Origin of the sequence: Bacillus coahuilensis m4-4 (genome assembly GCF_000171615.1) — a bacterium.
Lineage (GTDB): Bacteria > Bacillota > Bacilli > Bacillales > Bacillaceae_K > Bacillus_T > Bacillus_T coahuilensis.
This window is the reverse complement of record NZ_ABFU01000050.3, coordinates 1-16,959: the sequence shown is the minus strand read 5'-3', so window position 1 is coordinate 16,959 and position 16,959 is coordinate 1. Positions and strand designations below refer to the sequence as shown.

Below are 16,959 nucleotides of genomic sequence, written 5' to 3'. Positions count from 1 at the left end.
AATAAACTAGTCCGGCTATAGTAAAGCCGGATTTTTTAATTTATTGGTACATATTCTTTACGCAGCAAGGAATAGACCGCTGTATCATAATATACCTCTCCATCAAAATCGGTTTCTCTTAAGGTACCTTCAAGCTTAAAGCCATGTTTTTCTAAAATTCGCTTTGATCCTTCATTGTTACAAAAAATATCTCCTACTAATCGGTTCAACCTTAGCTCATGAAACACATAGTCAAGAATAGCAGGAAAGATTTCATTCATGACACCTTTCTGTTGATATTGTGGATGAATAATTACTCCTAACTTTGCTTTTTGATGCCATAAATTTAAGGAATGCAGACGGAATAACCCAATAATCGTAGAAGAATCCCTCTTCATGATTACCCAAGACACTTCTTTTTCTTTGTTATTATTTTCGATATATTGTCTTATTTTAATGTAACATTCTTCAATTGTTTGTACAGGATGGGGAGTGATATATTTCATTGTGCTTCTATCCCTTAATATTGGGTATAGCTGCTCATGGTGAGATTGTTCAAGAGGAGATAGCCGATAGGATTCCAACTCAATTATAGAATGTGCTTTCATATTTGTTTTCCTTCCTTCTATGGTTTGTTTCTATATTCTGTATAGATAAGGATAAACCCTGCTGTTGTTTATCAACACTTCAAGCAATAAGTTGAACAACCAACTCAAATTTGAAATAATAACAAGTGTCGCTACTAGTTAAAGAAGAGGAGGAATGCTGTATGAAATTTACCTATACCATATATATTCTTGCATCAAAAGAAAGCGTTTGGGATGTCCTCACCAAGGGATCTCATACTGAAAAGTACTTTTTTTCTTCAACTGTAGATTCTAAATGGGATGTGGGTAGTTTAGTGACATACAAACGGCACGGTGAATTGGATGTTTTAGGAGAAGTGGTTGAAATAACTCCTTATCAGTCCGTAACTTTTATATGGAGACATGTGTCTGATCAACGGGATCAACCAACTAGTGTGACATTTATAGTAGATGAGGAACAAGACACTGTGAAATTAACGCTCATCCATGATGGTCTTGCTGAAAGTGATTTTTACCCTGATGAAAATCATTTTATCGGGGTGAATAATGGCTGGCCAGCTATCCTAAGTAATCTAAAGAGTTATATCGAAACGGGCTTAACTCTTCCTAGAATACATGTCTAATGGTAGGATAAATAGTATTACGATGTGTTAAAGGAGAATGGACCTTGTCATATATTTTATTACTTGTAGGATTTGTTCTGCTCATTAAAGGTGCTGATTATTTTGTTGATGGAGCTTCTCGAATTGCTAAGGCTTTACAAATATCCCCTTTATTAATTGGGCTAACCATTGTGTCATTTGGAACAAGCTCCCCTGAAGCTACGGTCAGTATTGTTGCAGCCTTAGAAGGTAATGCTGGGATTGCGCTTGGAAACGTTATTGGGAGTAACATATTAAATATTACTCTTGTCATGGGAATCACGGCGATTATTTCTCCGTTAACTGTTCAGAATGTGACCTTTCGAAAAGAAATTCCTTTTATGCTATTAGCAAGCACAGTATTACTTATAGCGATGAATGACTCATTTCTTCAAGGTATTAGCCCTGCTGTCGTTTCTAGAAGCGAAGGATTTATCCTGTTACTATTCTTGAGTATTTTTATCTACTACATAATTGAAGTGGCTCGAAACTCAAAAGAACCTCAAGCGGAACTAACCTTGACTGAGCCAAGCTCTTGGACAAAAAACGCACTCTATACTTTTGGTGGACTCGGTGCCATTATTCTTGGTGGTGAGCTTGTCGTCAACAATGCTACAACCATAGCTTACTCATTTGGTATGAGTGAAACATTAGTCGGCCTTACCATTATTGCAATTGGAACATCTCTTCCCGAATTAATTACGAGTATTACGGCTGCTGTAAAGAAGGAAAGTGAAATTGCAATTGGTAATGTTGTAGGAAGCAATATTTTTAATATTTTATTTGTATTAGGAACTACCGCCGTTGTTTCACCACTCCTTGTAGATACTCGAATGATTTATGACGGTATCATTATGATCATTTTTACCGCCTTACTGCTCATTTTTTCTCGTACGAATTATAAAATAGGGCGTGTTGAAGGCTTGGTATTGGGGGTTTCTTATTTGGTTTATTTGGTGTATATCATTATAAGAAATTAGTTGTCGAAAAAGGAATGCTCTAATACAGAGCATTCCTCATTTTTAATACATTTCCCCCTTATCATCGATATACACTGACTTTACGATGGTCCGCTGGAATGGAGTTCCGTCTACTATCCCGTCCATTTCTATTGTCATACTGTATACACCTTCCCCTACATTTGGTAACTTGTAGGTTCCTTCATTTTTCTTACTTGGTTTTAACTTTTTACTTCTTTCTTTACCATTTTATAAAAATTAAGCGAAACGGTTGTTTTATAGCTAATATTCACATCTTCTTGTTTTACTTTCACATCACCATTGGCTAATTCTAGAGAAAATTCCTCGTTTAATGGGCTATTTAATGAAATGTTTAATAAGTAGCTTTCCTTTTTGTTTCCTTTACCCGTTACCCTCCATTTTCCTGCTTCTGGAGCTGAGACAGTAATGGTATGATGATAAGAACCTTCAAATACGCCTGTTTCCTCCTTCTCATCCTTAGCGTAGGTATATTCCTTCCCGTTTGGATCTTTTACGGTAACTTCTGTGAATTCAGAATCACTCATCCAATCAATCGTTATCTCTTTAACTCCTTCTTCTACAAAGAAACTTTCGGTCTTAATCCCTTTATTTTCGCCACCACGTACGATTGAACCGATCTGCTCATCTTCTAGCTTAGGTAAGGTTGCTGTCAAAGTGGCTTGAGGTAGTATGCTAGCTGAAGTGTTGGTTGACTTTGCGCCTGCAAAAGATGCAATGCTTTCTTTAAGGTATGGTGAAAATGATTAAATGTTGAGCTTCCTTCCTTTATAGAAGAGTGGTCCCATGCACTTACTTTTAATTCTGTTGCATAAGGTAGTCTTGAGCTGTTCACTGTTACTGCGCCGTCATTGGCACCGTAACTTCTTAAGTAAAGTCCTCCCCAGTAGAGAGATCCACCAAAACTTCCCCAAGATGTGCCTCCAAATGTATAGATTGGCACTTTGTTAACATTTGGATGCTGGTCTGTTTGGGACCTGAAGTAATTCATATATCCTGTTTGCAAGCTGTATGTCGCATCATTTTTTCCACCAAGGATGCCCACTAGCCATCCAGCCCAGTTACTGTAGGCTAAGTCAGCTAACTGAGAACCATAGTGAGGTGTGGATAGAGTGATGACTCTCTCCACGTAGGGGCTAGCACCGTAATGAACAAGGGCAGATTGCGTATCAATTCCACCTTTACTATGGGCGACAACAACGATTTTTTCTCCAAACGTACGATACATATCTTGGATTTTCCCCGCTAATAGCTGGCCGTTATCCCACATGTTTTTGGTTGGAAATAAATCGATAAATGCTGTTTCATACCCATTGTTTGTGGCGGTATTATACATGTTGTTTCCGTCCCACCACGTTCTCGAGGAGCTATTTAGTCCATGTACAAATAGAATAGGGTATTTCTCTTCTGCAACGACATTTGGAGTGGTACCTACATACCATTCACCTGGGTTTCCAGAAGGGTCGTCTCCTTTACCAAATGAGCCTGCTTCTGTCACCGTTGGAAACGCTAACATGATGATAAATAAAAGTGCTATCCAATTTTTTTTCATCTTCTTCTCTCCCTTTCATTTCTAAGATTTCTAGCTGAAGAGAACCGTGACGCAATCCTATTCGAGTGTAACGAAAAGACGAAATCTTAGGAATAGGGTGAAAGTATGAATATTTTGTGAACTTTTTTGATCAAGATTAACAACCTTTTACCTATGGATTCAACAAAAAAACACAAGAATCCAAATAGGATTCTTGTGTTCAACATATTATGCTCGGCCTTACCCTCTAAGCTCTGCACCAACTTTATCTTTTACTGCATCTAAAACTTTGGTATGTGCCTTGACTACCTCTTCATCTGTAAGAGTTCTTTCTGGATCCACATAGGTTAAGGAGAAGGCGACGGATTTCTTTCCTTCCTCCATATGCTCTCCTTCATACAGATCAAAAACGTTCACTTCTTTTAGAAGCTTACCACCTGCCGCGTTAATCACTGATTTTATTTCTCCGGCTGACACTTCATTCGAAACAACCAATGCAATATCACGCGTGATGCTTGGGTAACGAGGGATGGTTGTGTATTTTACAGGTTCTTTGTCTTCACCGAATAGTGTGCCTGCATTTAATTCAAATACATACGTGTCTTTTAAATCTAAATTCTTTTGAACGTCAGGATGAATTTGACCTACAAATCCAATGATTTCTTCGTTTAGAAGGATCTCCGCAGTACGTCCAGGATGCATACCTTCAATATTTGCCTTTTGATAATCAATATAGGGCGCTACACCTAACTTTGTAAATAAGGCTTCTAGAATTCCTTTTGCCACAAAGAAATCAACTTCTTTTTTCTCACCTTGCCAAGGATGATTCGTCCATAAGCCCGTTAAGACACCCGCAATGTGCTCGACTTCAAATGGAAGTTCTTCGGTTTCATCTTTAATAAAGACGGAGCCAACTTCATATAACGCAACGCTATCATTTTTACGCGCGACATTGTAAGAAGCAGCTTCTAATAGTTGAGGTACAATGCTTAAACGAAGATTGCTACGCTCTTCACTCATAGGCATAAGAAGCTTCACTGGTTCTGATTTCACTAAAGCATACTGAGTTGCTTTCGTTTCATTTGTCAAAGAATACGTCACTGCTTGGTAAAGACCAGCACCTTCTAACGTACGTCTCACAATTCGACGTTTCTCTTGATACTTTGTTAAAGTACCAGGGTTGCCTCGCCCATTGGTAAGGTCATCGGAATGTGATCATATCCGTATAGACGGGCTACTTCTTCTAATAAATCTTCAGGAATCGTGATGTCCCCTCGGCGAGTTGGTACGGTCACAGTGAACTCTGAATTTTGTAGAGAAACACCAAATCCTAGACGGTCAAAGATTCCTTTAACTTCTCCTTCACTAATACTCGTACCTAAGCGACGATTTACTTCGTCTAACGTTATGGATACAACAGCGGGTTCAACCTGTAGCGTACTAGCTTCTACCGTTCCTTCTAAAACATCGCCACCAGCGTATAATGCTAGTAATTGAGCGGCTCTTTCGGCTGCTAGAGCGACACGGTTAGGGTCAACCCCTTTTCAAAACGCGCACTAGCCTCACTACGAAGCCCATGATCCTTTGACGTAGCGCGAACCGAACCTCCTGCAAAATAAGCTGATTCTAGTAATACAGTAGAGGTTGCTTCATACACTTCAGAGTTAGCTCCTCCCATTACCCCCGCAAGCGCAATAGGTTCTTTGCCATTTGTGATGACCAAGTTGGATGGTAAAAGCTTACGCTCTGCATCATCTAGAGTCGTCATCACTTCTCCATCGTTAGCTAAACGAACCACAATTTCTTTACTGTTTAACCGGTCATAATCAAACGCATGCAGCGGTTGACCATATTCCAATAAAACATAGTTGGTAATATCTACTACATTATTGTGAGGTCGAATCCCCGCTGCCATTAATCGATTTTGCATCCAAAGTGGCGACGGACCAATTTGAACATTTTTAATCACTTTCGCTAGGTATAAAGGATTTTCTTGTTCTGCTTCAATTTTGACTGAGATGTAATCAGACGCTTTTTCAGAAGATGTATTATAAGAAGTTTCAGGAACCTTCACTTCACGACCTAAAATAGCAGCCACTTCATATGCAACACCTAACATACTTAATGCATCCGAACGATTAGGTGTTAAGCCTAATTCTAATACCGCATCATCCAGGCTTAGTGCTTCAAGTGCATCTGTTCCGACTACTGCATCATTTGGAAACACATAAATCCCTTCAGCAAATTCCTTGGGCACCATTTTGCCTTCAACACCTAGCTCCTGCAAGGAACAAATCATACCGTGAGATGCTTCCCCGCGTAGCTTTGCCTTTTTAATTTTAAAGCCACCAGGTAAAACCGCTCCAACTTTTGCAACCGCCACCTTTTGTCCTTTTTCAACATTAGGGGCACCGCAAATAATTTGTACAAGCTCTTCTTCGCCAACATCAACTTGGCATTTGTTTAATTTATCGGCATCCTGATGTTGCTCACGCTCTACCACATGACCAATGACAACATTTTTGATAGCATCGCTTTTTACTTCGATGCCTTCTACTTCAATACCACTTCGTGTAATTTTCTCGCCTAGCTCTGAAGGTGTAATGCCCTCTAAATCAACATAATCCTGTAACCATTTATAAGAAACAAACATGTGTATTCCCTCCTTTATTCATGCTCATGAAATTGATGTAAGAATCTTGTATCGTTCGTGTAGAAGTGACGAATATCATCGACTCCATTTTTAAGCATCGCAATACGTTCAGCACCCATTCCAAAGGCAAAACCTGAGTACTTCTTAGAATCAAATCCAGCCATCTCGAGTACGTTCGGGTGAACCATACCTGCACCTAAAATTTCAATCCAACCTGTACGCTTACATACCGAACATCCTTCACCTTTACAAATCATACAAGAAATATCCATTTCAACAGATGGCTCTGTGAACGGGAAGAAGCTTGGACGAAGTCTGATTTCACGATCTTCTCCAAATAATTTCTTCGCAAAAGCATTCAGAGTACCTTTCAAATCACTCATACGAATATGTTCATCAATCACTAACCCTTCAATTTGCATGAACTGGTGTGAATGAGTCGCATCATCACTATCACGGCGGTACACTTTACCTGGACAAATAATTTTCACAGGTCCTTTTCCTTCATGCTTCTCCATCGTCCGTGCCTGAACTGGTGAAGTGTGAGTACGTAATAAAATATCTTCCGTAATATAAAAGCTGTCCTGCATATCACGTGCCGGATGTCCTTTTGGTAAGTTTAACGCTTCAAAGTTGTAATAATCCTTCTCTACTTCAGGACCTTCTGCTACTGTGTAGCCCATCCCAATGAACAAATCTTCTACTTCTTCCACCACACGCGTTAACGGATGATGATTCCCAATGTTCACTGGTCTTCCAGGTAGTGTGACATCAAGGGTTTCTGCTGCTAACTTTTTAGCTACCGCTTCTTTTTCTAAGACGGCTTGCTTTTCTTCAATAGCAGATGCCACTGCCCCACGTACTTCATTTGCTAGGGCTCCCATTTTTGGTCGTTCTTCTGCTGAAAGCTTTCCCATTCCCTTTAACGCTTCTGTAATTGGACCTTTTTTACCTAAGTACGCTACTCGTATGTCGTTCAATTCTTTTAAATCACATGCTTCCTTCACTTTCACAAGGGCATCTTGTTTTAGCTGTAATAATTGCTCTTCCATGTTCAGACCTCCTTTTTTATACAAACAAAAAAAACCTCCTCCCAAAAAGGGACGAGGTTTGTTATTTCGCGGTACCACCCTAAATTTGATAAGAACAGGCTCTTATCATCTTCATTCACATAACGGAGTTCATCCGGCGCATCTTTACGTCTAGAAGACGGTCCCGATGGCAGCTCGAGAGGTGAACTTCACCACTACATCTATACGAAATGCTTTCAGTCACGGGCATTTCTTCCTAATGAATAGATTCTGAAGGGCTACTTTTCTCTGTCGACGCTTTTTAGTATGTAGAGTAATGTATGAGGTAATTATAGTATAGTTCACAAGTAAAAGACAAATTTTTTTAGTATTTTTTTCTGTTGCTGTCCCCAATACATCAAAACCCCAGCAGCAACCGCAACATTTAGCGATTCGCTTTTACCAAAGATCGGGATGTACAAATTCTTTGTTGTCGCATGTAAAAGCGTTTCTTGCATGCCATTTCCTTCATTCCCCATGATTAAAGCAAATTTTGCTGGAAATAGTACTTCTCTGTAATCTTCACCATTTTGTAGACTTGTTCCGAAAACGTCAAATCCATTATCGTGTAGTTCTTGTACCACTTCCACTAAATTCTTATTCACAATGGGAAGGTGAAAATGACTACCTTGTGCCGAACGGAGAACCTTCGGATTGTATGGATCAACGGTCCCTTCTCCCATAATCACTCCATCAAACCCCGCGGCATCGGCTGTTCGAATCATCGTGCCAATATTCCCAGGATCTTGAACGCCATCTAACAATAAATAGGCGGTTCCCTCTAACTCGACGTTTTGATTTAACTGACGACAGATTGCAAACACACCTTGTGGTTGCTCTGTGTCTGTTAATTCTTTTTCAATTCCCCTCTTTAACAAGGTCATTGGTACGTTTACATCCCAACTCTTTGGAAGTGTGATGTCCTCTACCACAAGAAGCTCTTCCACTACACCATCTACCTTTAGCGCTTCTTCTATTAAATGAAATCCCTCAATCATAAAAGTATTGGTTTTTATTCGCTCTTTTTTGTTAATAACTTCTTCCACTGTTTGACTCGTGGGTTTTTGGGAGATTCAATAAAATTCATAAACCTCTCTCCTTTATTTTTATCAATTTCTATATTATATCTCAGTCCCTATACATAATAAACGATGAAAAGAGAAAACCTACAAAAGAATAGAGTATACAAGGAGTGAAAACCATGGGACTAAATTTACGTAATGCCATCATTCACAACGTAACAGGAAGCAATACGGAACAATTAAATGAAACCATCGTCGATGCCATTCAAAGTGGAGAAGAAAAAATGCTTCCGGGACTTGGCGTTTTATTTGAAATTTATTGGAATAATGCAAATCAACAAGAAAAGAGCGCGATGCTAGAGGCACTTGAAGAAAATTTAAAATAGCTATTCCAACACAAAACTCTATGGCTACGTAAGCATAGAGTTTTGTGTTCTTGTTATTTCAATAATGTAATGACCACTTTAAACAAATCACCGTCTGTTTCAATCGAAAGCTTTCCTTCATGTAAATCGACGATACTTTTCGCAATGGCTAACCTATCTAGGTATATTCGGATCAATTCCATTCCCCTTGTTTGGAAGGGTAAACGATAATCTAATAAATTCATACTTTAAGCACATTAACCACTATATTCTGATTGGCTTGTATCTGGTGAACTCTCTTCCACCCAGTCAGTAGGTCCCTCATCCAATTGAATTGAGTACGAATCACACTTCCAATTATTTCATTATTTGATAGAATGATCCATAATATTTTATCATGTGCATTCCAGATTGTTATTCATTTAACTGGTTCTAAACCTTTAAAACACCTTCACAGCATGTTTCCACCCTCATGTGGTAAAATCGATAAGATGTCACTACACATGATTGAGATGTTACAAGCGAGGTGAAAACATTGAAACACACTCAAATCGGTATAAGAGAAAATACACTGCACTTTACCCTTCTTGTTATAACCAACTTCTTTGTCGGATCTATGGTTGGGTTAGAGCGAACCGTTCTTCCCATTATTGGGGAAGAAGAGTTTGGTTTAGCATCCACAAGTGCTGCCCTTTCGTTCATCATAAGTTTTGGATTTTCCAAAGCCATCGTCAATTATTTTGCAGGGAGTATCGCAGATCGATTTGGCCGCAAGAAGGTTTTACTGATTGGATGGAGCATCGGATTAAGTGTTCCTCTTCTTGTTATATTTGCGACATCCTGGTGGTTGATTGTTATGGCCAATATCTTATTAGGTATCAATCAAGGATTAGCGTGGTCCATGACCGTTAATATGAAGATTGATTTAGCTAAATCGTCTCAAAGAGGATTAGCTGTTGGATTAAATGAATTTGCTGGATATATTGGTGTAGCCTCCATGGCGGTCGTTTCTGGGTTTATTGCTACTACTTATGCATACCGTCCAGAACCGTTCTTTCTGGGGATTATCGTTGTTGTTTTAGGGTTGGTTTTATCCACTTTTGTAAAAGATACAAGAGAACATATGGCACTACACTCAAGTTCCTCTGTAGAAGGATCTTCATTATCGGCCCGTGATGTATTCAAAAAGACTACATATCAAGACAAAAGATTAGCTAGTATTACATTTGCAGGATTAAGTACAAACTTCAAAGACGGGATGGCTTGGGGATTATTTCCGTTGTTTTTTACAAGTGTTGGACTAACTTTATCTGAAGTTGGACTGATAGTGGCCATCTACCCTGCTGCTTGGGGATTTTTTCAGTTGTTCACAGGCGTATTAAGCGATAAGATTGGTCGCAAATGGCTCATCGTGCTTGGAATGTGGCTTCAAGGTTTCTCTCTATGGCTCATGCTATTTGTTGAATCCTACTCTTTATGGATGATTGCAGCCATTCTATTAGGGGTAGGAACGGCTATGGTCTATCCAACGTTACAGGCTGCCATAAGCGATCTAGCCCAGCCAGAATGGAGAGCGTCTTCCCTTGGAGTTTATCGCTTCTGGCGAGACAGTGGTTATGCATTTGGAGCCTTATTTGCCGGCTTCCTAACAGACCTGTTAAGCCTCTACTGGGCAATAGGTATTGTTGCTCTTTTCCCTATTATCGCAGGAGCCACTGCCCTATTTAGACTAAATGAAACTTTACCTTCATAATTTCATCAAAAACTAAAAGGACATCCCTCCATGGAATGTCCTTTTATATAGGGTTAAAAACAGCTGGTAATCAGTAAAAATCAATATTACTCTTTAACAGAGCCTTTGTTTTAGGAAATAACCTGAGTGCATTTTGATAAAAGACATCCTCTACATGCTTCGATGGAATCAAATCACCTATGAAGTTGGCATAATCCCTAATAGGCGCAAGTGGCCAATCAGAACCAAATACTAACTTCTCATAATGGTCACAAAATGTAATAGCATGACGAATATGATCAAGGAATATCCCTCGTGATTTTTCATCTAGCTCTCGCTTTGTTCCAACAATCCACCCAGAAAGATCTGCATACATATTATGGTTTTTATACACAACTTCTGCTCCGGTTAGTACCCAAGGGTCTCCTAAGTGCGCCATCATAAAGTTTACATCGCGTCTCGTAACAGCCACCTCGTCTAAGGTAAGTGGGTGCGAATACTTTAGTAATCCTCTTTCTGAATACGTATCTCCAGTATGGAATACCACAGGAACTTTGTACATTGCCGCTAAATCATAAACAGGTTGGTAAACTGCATCATAGGCATAAAAAGGGTAATAGCCTAAATAAACTTTTATTCCAACCACATGAGGCTGCTTCAACTGAACTTCTAAACGGTCTAACGCCTCTTGATTTAATGTATACGGATTGATTCCCGGACAAACGGCTAATTTAGCTGGAAGCTCCGGTTCTAAGTCAAGCCCCATCGGTGTCTCTGTATGGTAATCCGGGAAACCCATTTGTTCGGTTTCCGTCACTCCCATGCCAATGGCAAGCGCGATATCACCGTCTTCCATCTCCTTTAGTAATCCCTGTCCCGAATAATCAACACGGGAGAGTGTTTCTCCCGTATCTTTAAAACTATTAATAGAAGAAAAATGTATATGGGCATCGATAATCTTCATGTTAAACTCCTAAACTGTAAGCCTTTAAATATGTGACGTATTCTCTTCACATCACGGTCTTCTTCTCCAAATAACAGAATCGTTGGGTTCAATTGAACCACTTGGTTAGGAGCGGCCGACCAGTCAACGATATTGGCAATAACATTGATTTCATTGGTGATATACACTTCTGACACCTTTATCGCCTCCGGTTGAATAACAGTTAGCTTCTCAGAGAATTCTTCCGTTCCAAACACAGCAAACTCTGTGTCACTTAATGAGTTTTCTTCTACTCCAGCGTAGTAACGAGATACGATGCCTTCTGTTGGAAGGTCCACGTAGGATGACGTTAGCTCTTCCCCTGGTTTTACAAACAATTCTAAATCAATTCTTTCATTAATAAATGTTCTCCCATCACCTGATACAATTTCTGGATAAGATATCACAACAGGAACACCTGGTAACGTTAGAGTATATTGATTTAACACAATCCCTTTCATCTTCTCATTTTGGGCATATTCAGTCGAGATACAAAGCCCCGTCCACTTGTTCCCAAATTGATCCTGTTTAACAACAGTTCGAACTGTTGTCGTTTCTTTTACTTCACTATATGGACTTACTCCATGAATCGTATAGCGTAATCCTCCGCCCCATGGATTCCACCAAGCCTTTGGCCCAGGAGTTGGGAATACATGATGAAAGAATTCCTTACCGTTATACTTCATAGAATAGACAGTTGGATAATATTCCGCCGAAGCAGAAAATGATACAGCGCCATTTTCAATCGTTAGCCCTGACTCTGATTCTACAGAAATTACTTCATCATGGCTCTGGACTAACTGTAACGAAGAGAAAGAGCCTCTTTGCCCATTCGATACCAAAGTTCCTTCGATCCAGTTAACACCAGACTTAAACTGATTTACATCCACTGTCATCTCATGAAGACCATGGGATTTGTCAATTTGTTTAACAAACGTTTCTTCCCCAATTTGAACGGTCAACTTTCCGTGTACATACGAAGTAAGAAGAGTGCCAAAAGTATACGGCACACATTCACCCAAACTCGAAACAAAATTTTTGTTCTTTGGTTTAAACGAAACCATAGATGTTTCACTTAAAATAGGTGCTTCATCACCAAGAATAAATTCTCTCCATTCTCTCCAGTTAGCAGCTGTATTTAGCCCGATTTGAATTGGACCTAAGCATACTTGCTCGTCGAATTGAAGGTCCTTTATTTTATACTCTATCCCAAATCGCCATTCATCTTTTCTACCGACCGCTTCTTTTGGCCAAGCAATTGCTTTTGCCTCACCACCACTCGACTTAGAGAATAGCCAATTCTCACTCATATCTTTCACATTGAGATAATCCACATATGGCGTCAAGAGTTCCTGACTCGTCATGACTTCACCGTTTAGAGGCATACTAATTAGCTTCAAATCGGTATGGAAAGGTTGAAGCAGGGATAGTTCATCCAGTACAGCTTCCCCTTTGTTTATTACCTCATGCTTCATTTCAACTAGACCATGGCCATATAGCTTCGTGTATACATTTAACGTAATACCTGGAAACACATCAGAAACTAACGTTGTCTTCAATACAAACGCTTCTGGTAGTTCAATATGTTCAATGGAGAGAGCTTCTTTTTTCGAAAATTCCTCACTGAATGGCTTGCCAAATTTAGGTGTCCACATATTAATTGGAACGAATGATCCACTTGTCTCACCTAATTCAATAATATGATTTCGCTTTTCTATCTTTACATAGTAGGGACCATTGTAGCCATACCAGTACTCCTCGGTTTCACCGCCAAATTTAGCTCCGTAGCCTGGAAATGCTATAGAGAGGCGGGTAGTAAATAGGAGAGAGGCACCGTTTTCAGTTTCCATTTCAACTTCAACCTGCTCTGCTAAGAATCCTTGAGAGCGAAGCTGACATTCGATTGGGATAGACACTCTTCCGTTGCCTTCAACATTGGTTTCGAAATACGAATCCTTCCATTCTACTACACTGTTCTCAGGTAAATTCACTTTCAATTTTGCGGATTCATCTAGTTGACTTTCAATATCTAAAAATAGCTTCCCGGATTGTCCTGCTCGCCATTGCTTTTTAACCGTTTTCAACTGGAGCTTTGCCGCTTGTTTCGGGAACACTCCTATCTTAAGTGGAAGCTGCTGACCATTGATCATCATGGTTGCCTCAGCTACTGGATGGGTTTTCCAAGGACTTGGGTCACTCATTCCTCGTTTCACCACTACAGGGAATGTACCTTCCCACTCTTCTGTAACTTCTACTTTTTCATCCATGGAATGAAGAACGGTTTCTGATGTTTTCCCTATTAATTGAATGGAAATAGGAGAGTTGGTTTTGTTCATTACACGATAGGTAACCCCGTGCTCTACTGCTTCTAAGAGCTTGAAATTAGGAATTGACATTTCAATTAACATATTCTCTGTTTCAATCAAACGAATTCCTCTACCAGTACGCTCAAATTGAATCCTGACATACTCCCCATCTGCTCTCCACTCATATTCATATAATGAAAAGTTGTTTTGCTTTTCACCATCAGGCTTTACCTCAATTTCACGCTGACTTGTTGTGTACCAATCATGCTTTTCAAAAAATGGTTGGACCATCTCTAATTGCATAACGGCTGGGATAAAATTCATTAAATGGACAGCATCGTCTCGATCTTCCCAGAAGAAGCCGCACTTTTTATATAGAGGGACCGCTTTGGTGTTCCCTGCCCATGTAAATAAATCCAGTCGTGGCCAACCAAGCTCAATGGTTCTCTCTACTGCTTTTAACACGAGCTTCTTCCCAATTTTATGTCCATGGTAATCAGGATGTACATTTAATAATGGTATGTACAATGACCCTGAATCCTCTCGGTATTCAGATAGACTACAATATCCAACAACTCTGTCTCCCAAGGTTGCTAGAAACAAATTTAAATTGGTTGAATTTTCTTCCTTATTCTTAACATCTTCTTCCGTCATAACAATCGAGTCTCCGCCCCAATTATCACGACTCTCATTCCACATCGTTGCCACTTGACCTGCTAATCCTTCATGATATTCAACAATTTTCACTTGTTCTTTGGTCGTTTTCATAAAGTCCTCCTAGACTAGGTTTTAATGTATCTAACCTCTCTTATAGTTAAACGTACTGCTTGAACGAATAATTTCATCGCTCTTCCTCCTTTCGAATATTTATTGGAAACTTTTTCCCTTCCCTTTAACAGTTTAAAATCATATTTCATAGAAGTAAAGAATATTCTAATATCATTTTATTTTGCATTTAGTTTGAATTTTCAGCGCATTATTCCGGGCTTGTTTTTCCTTGCCATGCTCATTAACTGTTTTTTTATGTTGTTGACCGTATATATGCAAAAAACCTCACCCTTTAGGTGAGGCTTCTTACTTAGACATGGATTCAATTAGTACCCCTCTTGTTGTCGCTTATAATTCACTTCGTTTTTTTTATGATACGCCTTGATAATCTCTTCTCCTGTAAATCCTAGTAGAGTCCCTAAATAAAAATACTCATGTACTAACACTTCATAGTCTGGTAATTCTTTGTACTCCCTTAATACATGAATAAGTCCGAGAATGTTTAAAAACTGCTCTGTTACCTCTTCCGTAGAACCATCCCAGTCTCCAAGTTCCATTTCTTTCACGCCTAATTCGAGACCTAGGGACAAAATAAAGTGTACCCCGTCAACAAATTCTTCTAGAATAACCGTTCGGGGAGAGCTATCCTTTAGACTCCAAAACTTAAAGCATCTTGTTTCATTGGCTAGCTCGGCTATTTCTACTTGTAGCGCCAACAATTTTTTTGAGAAAAGATTCTCTTCTTTTAAATGATGATGTTCCTCAATATATGTATCTAATGCCCTTTGCATGGTAAATAATGATGATAAGTTCATGTGACACCTACCAAAAAAAATTAATAACAAGAAATGAAACCTTTTGTCCTCTTATACGTAAATTAAGGGTAGCAAACTAATCAAACTGTCAAAGGAGGAGAAATCCTATGATGTTATTTATTCGTGTGGCCTTATTGTTGCTATTATTATATTTGCTATTTAAAGGATTTCGTTATATTCTCCACCCAAAACGAAAACTTGAGTTAGCCATTGAACAAAAAAAATATCACTTTTATGATGAAAAAGACAACATTCGAAAAAATTTTATTGTAACGCTGAAAGGCGTTATCTTTGAAGGGGAAAAGTATTTAGGAACAGATCATGAATCTTTCACAGTGGTTTCCATCACCATGAATGTGAACAATCCCTCCGCTCTTTCAGGATTTACACTGCAAGATATCCGATTTCTTGAAACGGAAATCTATAAGCGTTATCCAAAAGCACGAATCGACTGGAAAGATCCGATTCAGCGATTGCTAGAAGGTAAATAAGTTGTATAGGGAGTCAAAATGAAAGCCGCTAAGAAAATTCTTAGCGGCTTTCATCAAATAAACTCTCGCATTCTCACATTCTTTTCCACACGATCGACTTGTTTTTTGGAAACAAAGTCACGCAGCTTCATTACTTCATACTTTTCTCGAATATAGTAGGAAATGATTAGAAGGAGAAGCACAAAGACGACTGTAGCAAGAGGAGAAAGGGTCGAAATCGATCGACCAATCAAGGTATACACGAGGACCAATGGAATATTACTCCAAATCGTTTTGATCACATAATCCTTAAAGGATGAGCTTCGTTCCATCAAAAAGAAAGTTAAGAGCTGATAATGCATAAAAGGAATTAACTTTAGAATGGTAATCTGCTTCACGTTCAACGATCGATGCTCTCCAAACCATCGTTTCCGTAGCCGGCGAAAACGATTCTGAATATAACCGAAACGATTTAATAATCCATAGAATAGACAAGATGATAACGTTAAACCAATAAGAGAATACAAAGAACCTAATACAGGACCAAATAAAATCCCACCAGGAATACAAATAAGAACGATTGGAATAAAAAGCATAGGACGTACTAAATGAAGAACAAATAAAAAATAATGGCGCAATCCAGCCTATACTTTGGGTAAAGGAGATCATGGTTTCAAGCAACTTTGAAGTCCACTCCTTTCTTTAACGACGTGTCGTATCACAACAGTATATGGCAAGGATTGTGGAGATATGATTACTGAACAAAGAATAGGAACCCCACGACCTGTAAGAGTAAGATGACAGGGACACCTATTTTAAAATGAGTATGCTTCGTTTTGTGACGAAAAGCATTCATTCCCAAAAAACTTCCTAATGCTCCCCCGCAAATCGTCCATGTCCAAAGGGTTTTCTCTGATATTCTGTATTGACCCTGCTGAGCTCGTTTCTTGTCTACTCCCATCAACGAATAACTAACGAGATTGACGATAAGAATAATACTTAATGCGATGTACAAGTATTTCCCTCCTTTCGTTATTCAC

At 39.1% G+C, this 16,959-nt stretch carries 15 protein-coding genes and 2 pseudogenes; 5 read left to right on the top strand and 12 right to left on the bottom strand.

Going from position 1 to position 16,959, the window contains the following annotated elements:
• Window positions 1-35 precede the first annotated feature (35 nt).
• The gene (locus M44_RS12565; RefSeq protein ID WP_010174139.1) at window positions 36-587 is read right to left on the bottom strand and encodes a GNAT family N-acetyltransferase; all 552 of its coding nucleotides are present in this window, start codon (window positions 585-587) and stop codon (window positions 36-38) included.
• A 161-nt stretch (window positions 588-748) separates the two neighbouring features.
• Between M44_RS12565 and M44_RS25400 the strand changes: the two genes are divergently transcribed.
• Both M44_RS25400 and M44_RS12555 read left to right on the top strand, forming a co-directional pair.
• Window positions 749-1,189 (top strand): SRPBCC family protein, encoded by a 441-nt coding sequence (locus M44_RS25400; protein ID WP_010174138.1) that lies wholly within the window; start codon window positions 749-751, stop codon window positions 1,187-1,189.
• Between the two features lie 44 nt (window positions 1,190-1,233).
• Window positions 1,234-2,187: a calcium/sodium antiporter gene (locus tag M44_RS12555; protein WP_010174137.1), complete on the top strand. Its 954-nt coding sequence runs from the start codon at window positions 1,234-1,236 to the stop codon at window positions 2,185-2,187.
• Between the two features lie 200 nt (window positions 2,188-2,387).
• On the opposite strand, the gene M44_RS27055 is transcribed toward M44_RS12555, so the two are convergent.
• The 5 genes and pseudogenes from M44_RS27055 to M44_RS22940 all read right to left on the bottom strand — a co-directional run bounded on the left by M44_RS27055 (window position 2,388) and on the right by M44_RS22940 (window position 8,546).
• The gene (locus M44_RS27055) at window positions 2,388-2,861 is read right to left on the bottom strand and encodes a hypothetical protein (protein WP_040365435.1); all 474 of its coding nucleotides are present in this window, start codon (window positions 2,859-2,861) and stop codon (window positions 2,388-2,390) included.
• Window positions 2,858-3,757, bottom strand: coding sequence for an esterase/lipase family protein (locus M44_RS22950; RefSeq protein WP_050770982.1), 900 nt, complete (start codon window positions 3,755-3,757; stop codon window positions 2,858-2,860). The genes M44_RS27055 and M44_RS22950 overlap by 4 nt, the downstream gene beginning before the upstream one ends.
• A 219-nt stretch (window positions 3,758-3,976) precedes the next feature.
• A pseudogene (gene pheT, locus M44_RS22945) lies at window positions 3,977-6,389 on the bottom strand (phenylalanine--tRNA ligase subunit beta).
• Window positions 6,390-6,403: 14 nt separating this feature from the next.
• Window positions 6,404-7,441: a phenylalanine--tRNA ligase subunit alpha gene (pheS, locus tag M44_RS12540; protein WP_010174130.1), complete on the bottom strand. Its 1,038-nt coding sequence runs from the start codon at window positions 7,439-7,441 to the stop codon at window positions 6,404-6,406.
• A gap of 320 nt (window positions 7,442-7,761) precedes the next feature.
• Window positions 7,762-8,546 (bottom strand): annotated as a pseudogene (locus M44_RS22940) (TrmH family RNA methyltransferase).
• Between the two features lie 114 nt (window positions 8,547-8,660).
• Between M44_RS22940 and sspI the strand changes: the two are divergent.
• Window positions 8,661-8,867: a small acid-soluble spore protein SspI gene (gene sspI, locus M44_RS12530; protein WP_010174126.1), complete on the top strand. Its 207-nt coding sequence runs from the start codon at window positions 8,661-8,663 to the stop codon at window positions 8,865-8,867.
• A 53-nt stretch (window positions 8,868-8,920) separates the two neighbouring features.
• Here sspI and M44_RS27520 read toward each other — a convergent pair whose 3' ends face one another.
• Window positions 8,921-9,091, bottom strand: a complete 171-nt coding sequence (locus M44_RS27520) for an ATP-binding protein (protein ID WP_193345644.1) — start codon at window positions 9,089-9,091, stop codon at window positions 8,921-8,923.
• Between the two features lie 290 nt (window positions 9,092-9,381).
• Between M44_RS27520 and M44_RS12520 the strand changes: the two genes are divergently transcribed.
• Window positions 9,382-10,599: an MFS transporter gene (locus M44_RS12520; protein ID WP_010174122.1), complete on the top strand. Its 1,218-nt coding sequence runs from the start codon at window positions 9,382-9,384 to the stop codon at window positions 10,597-10,599.
• A 70-nt stretch (window positions 10,600-10,669) separates the two neighbouring features.
• Here the strand turns inward: M44_RS12520 and M44_RS12515 are convergent, their stop codons facing one another.
• The 3 genes from M44_RS12515 to M44_RS12500 all read right to left on the bottom strand — a co-directional run bounded on the left by M44_RS12515 (window position 10,670) and on the right by M44_RS12500 (window position 15,449).
• The gene (locus M44_RS12515) at window positions 10,670-11,542 is read right to left on the bottom strand and encodes an amidohydrolase family protein (RefSeq protein WP_010174120.1); all 873 of its coding nucleotides are present in this window, start codon (window positions 11,540-11,542) and stop codon (window positions 10,670-10,672) included.
• Window positions 11,539-14,634 carry a GNAT family N-acetyltransferase gene (locus M44_RS12510; RefSeq protein WP_010174118.1) on the bottom strand — a complete coding sequence of 1,032 codons (3,096 nt, stop codon included), beginning with the start codon at window positions 14,632-14,634 and terminating at the stop codon, window positions 11,539-11,541. Before M44_RS12510 ends, M44_RS12515 begins: the two co-directional genes overlap by 4 nt.
• Before the next feature lie 326 nt (window positions 14,635-14,960).
• Complete coding sequence (locus tag M44_RS12500) at window positions 14,961-15,449, bottom strand: dUTP diphosphatase (RefSeq protein WP_010174115.1); 489 nt, start codon at window positions 15,447-15,449, stop codon at window positions 14,961-14,963.
• 107 nt (window positions 15,450-15,556) lie between these two features.
• On the opposite strand from M44_RS12500, the gene M44_RS12495 reads away from it, so the two are divergent.
• Window positions 15,557-15,940 (top strand): hypothetical protein, encoded by a 384-nt coding sequence (locus M44_RS12495; RefSeq protein ID WP_010174113.1) that lies wholly within the window; start codon window positions 15,557-15,559, stop codon window positions 15,938-15,940.
• 53 nt (window positions 15,941-15,993) lie between these two features.
• On the opposite strand, the gene M44_RS22935 is transcribed toward M44_RS12495, so the two are convergent.
• Together M44_RS22935 and M44_RS12485 are read right to left on the bottom strand one after the other, a co-directional pair.
• Window positions 15,994-16,557, bottom strand: a complete 564-nt coding sequence (locus tag M44_RS22935) for a TVP38/TMEM64 family protein (protein ID WP_010174110.1) — start codon at window positions 16,555-16,557, stop codon at window positions 15,994-15,996.
• A gap of 116 nt (window positions 16,558-16,673) precedes the next feature.
• Window positions 16,674-16,934 (bottom strand): DUF1294 domain-containing protein, encoded by a 261-nt coding sequence (locus tag M44_RS12485; protein WP_010174109.1) that lies wholly within the window; start codon window positions 16,932-16,934, stop codon window positions 16,674-16,676.
• Between the last annotated feature and the right edge of the window lie 25 nt (window positions 16,935-16,959).

Coding starts and splice junctions, on each gene's coding strand:
- M44_RS12565 (WP_010174139.1), bottom strand. CDS start 587: ATGAAAGCACATTCTATAATTGAGTTGGAATCCTATCGGCTATCTCCT.
- M44_RS25400 (WP_010174138.1), top strand. CDS start 749: ATGAAATTTACCTATACCATATATATTCTTGCATCAAAAGAAAGCGTT.
- M44_RS22950 (WP_050770982.1), bottom strand. CDS start 3,757: ATGAAAAAAAATTGGATAGCACTTTTATTTATCATCATGTTAGCGTTT.
- pheS (WP_010174130.1), bottom strand. CDS start 7,441: ATGGAAGAGCAATTATTACAGCTAAAACAAGATGCCCTTGTGAAAGTG.
- sspI (WP_010174126.1), top strand. CDS start 8,661: ATGGGACTAAATTTACGTAATGCCATCATTCACAACGTAACAGGAAGC.
- M44_RS27520 (WP_193345644.1), bottom strand. CDS start 9,091: ATGAATTTATTAGATTATCGTTTACCCTTCCAAACAAGGGGAATGGAA.
- M44_RS12515 (WP_010174120.1), bottom strand. CDS start 11,542: ATGAAGATTATCGATGCCCATATACATTTTTCTTCTATTAATAGTTTT.
- M44_RS12510 (WP_010174118.1), bottom strand. CDS start 14,634: ATGAAAACGACCAAAGAACAAGTGAAAATTGTTGAATATCATGAAGGA.
- M44_RS12500 (WP_010174115.1), bottom strand. CDS start 15,449: ATGAACTTATCATCATTATTTACCATGCAAAGGGCATTAGATACATAT.
- M44_RS12495 (WP_010174113.1), top strand. CDS start 15,557: ATGATGTTATTTATTCGTGTGGCCTTATTGTTGCTATTATTATATTTG.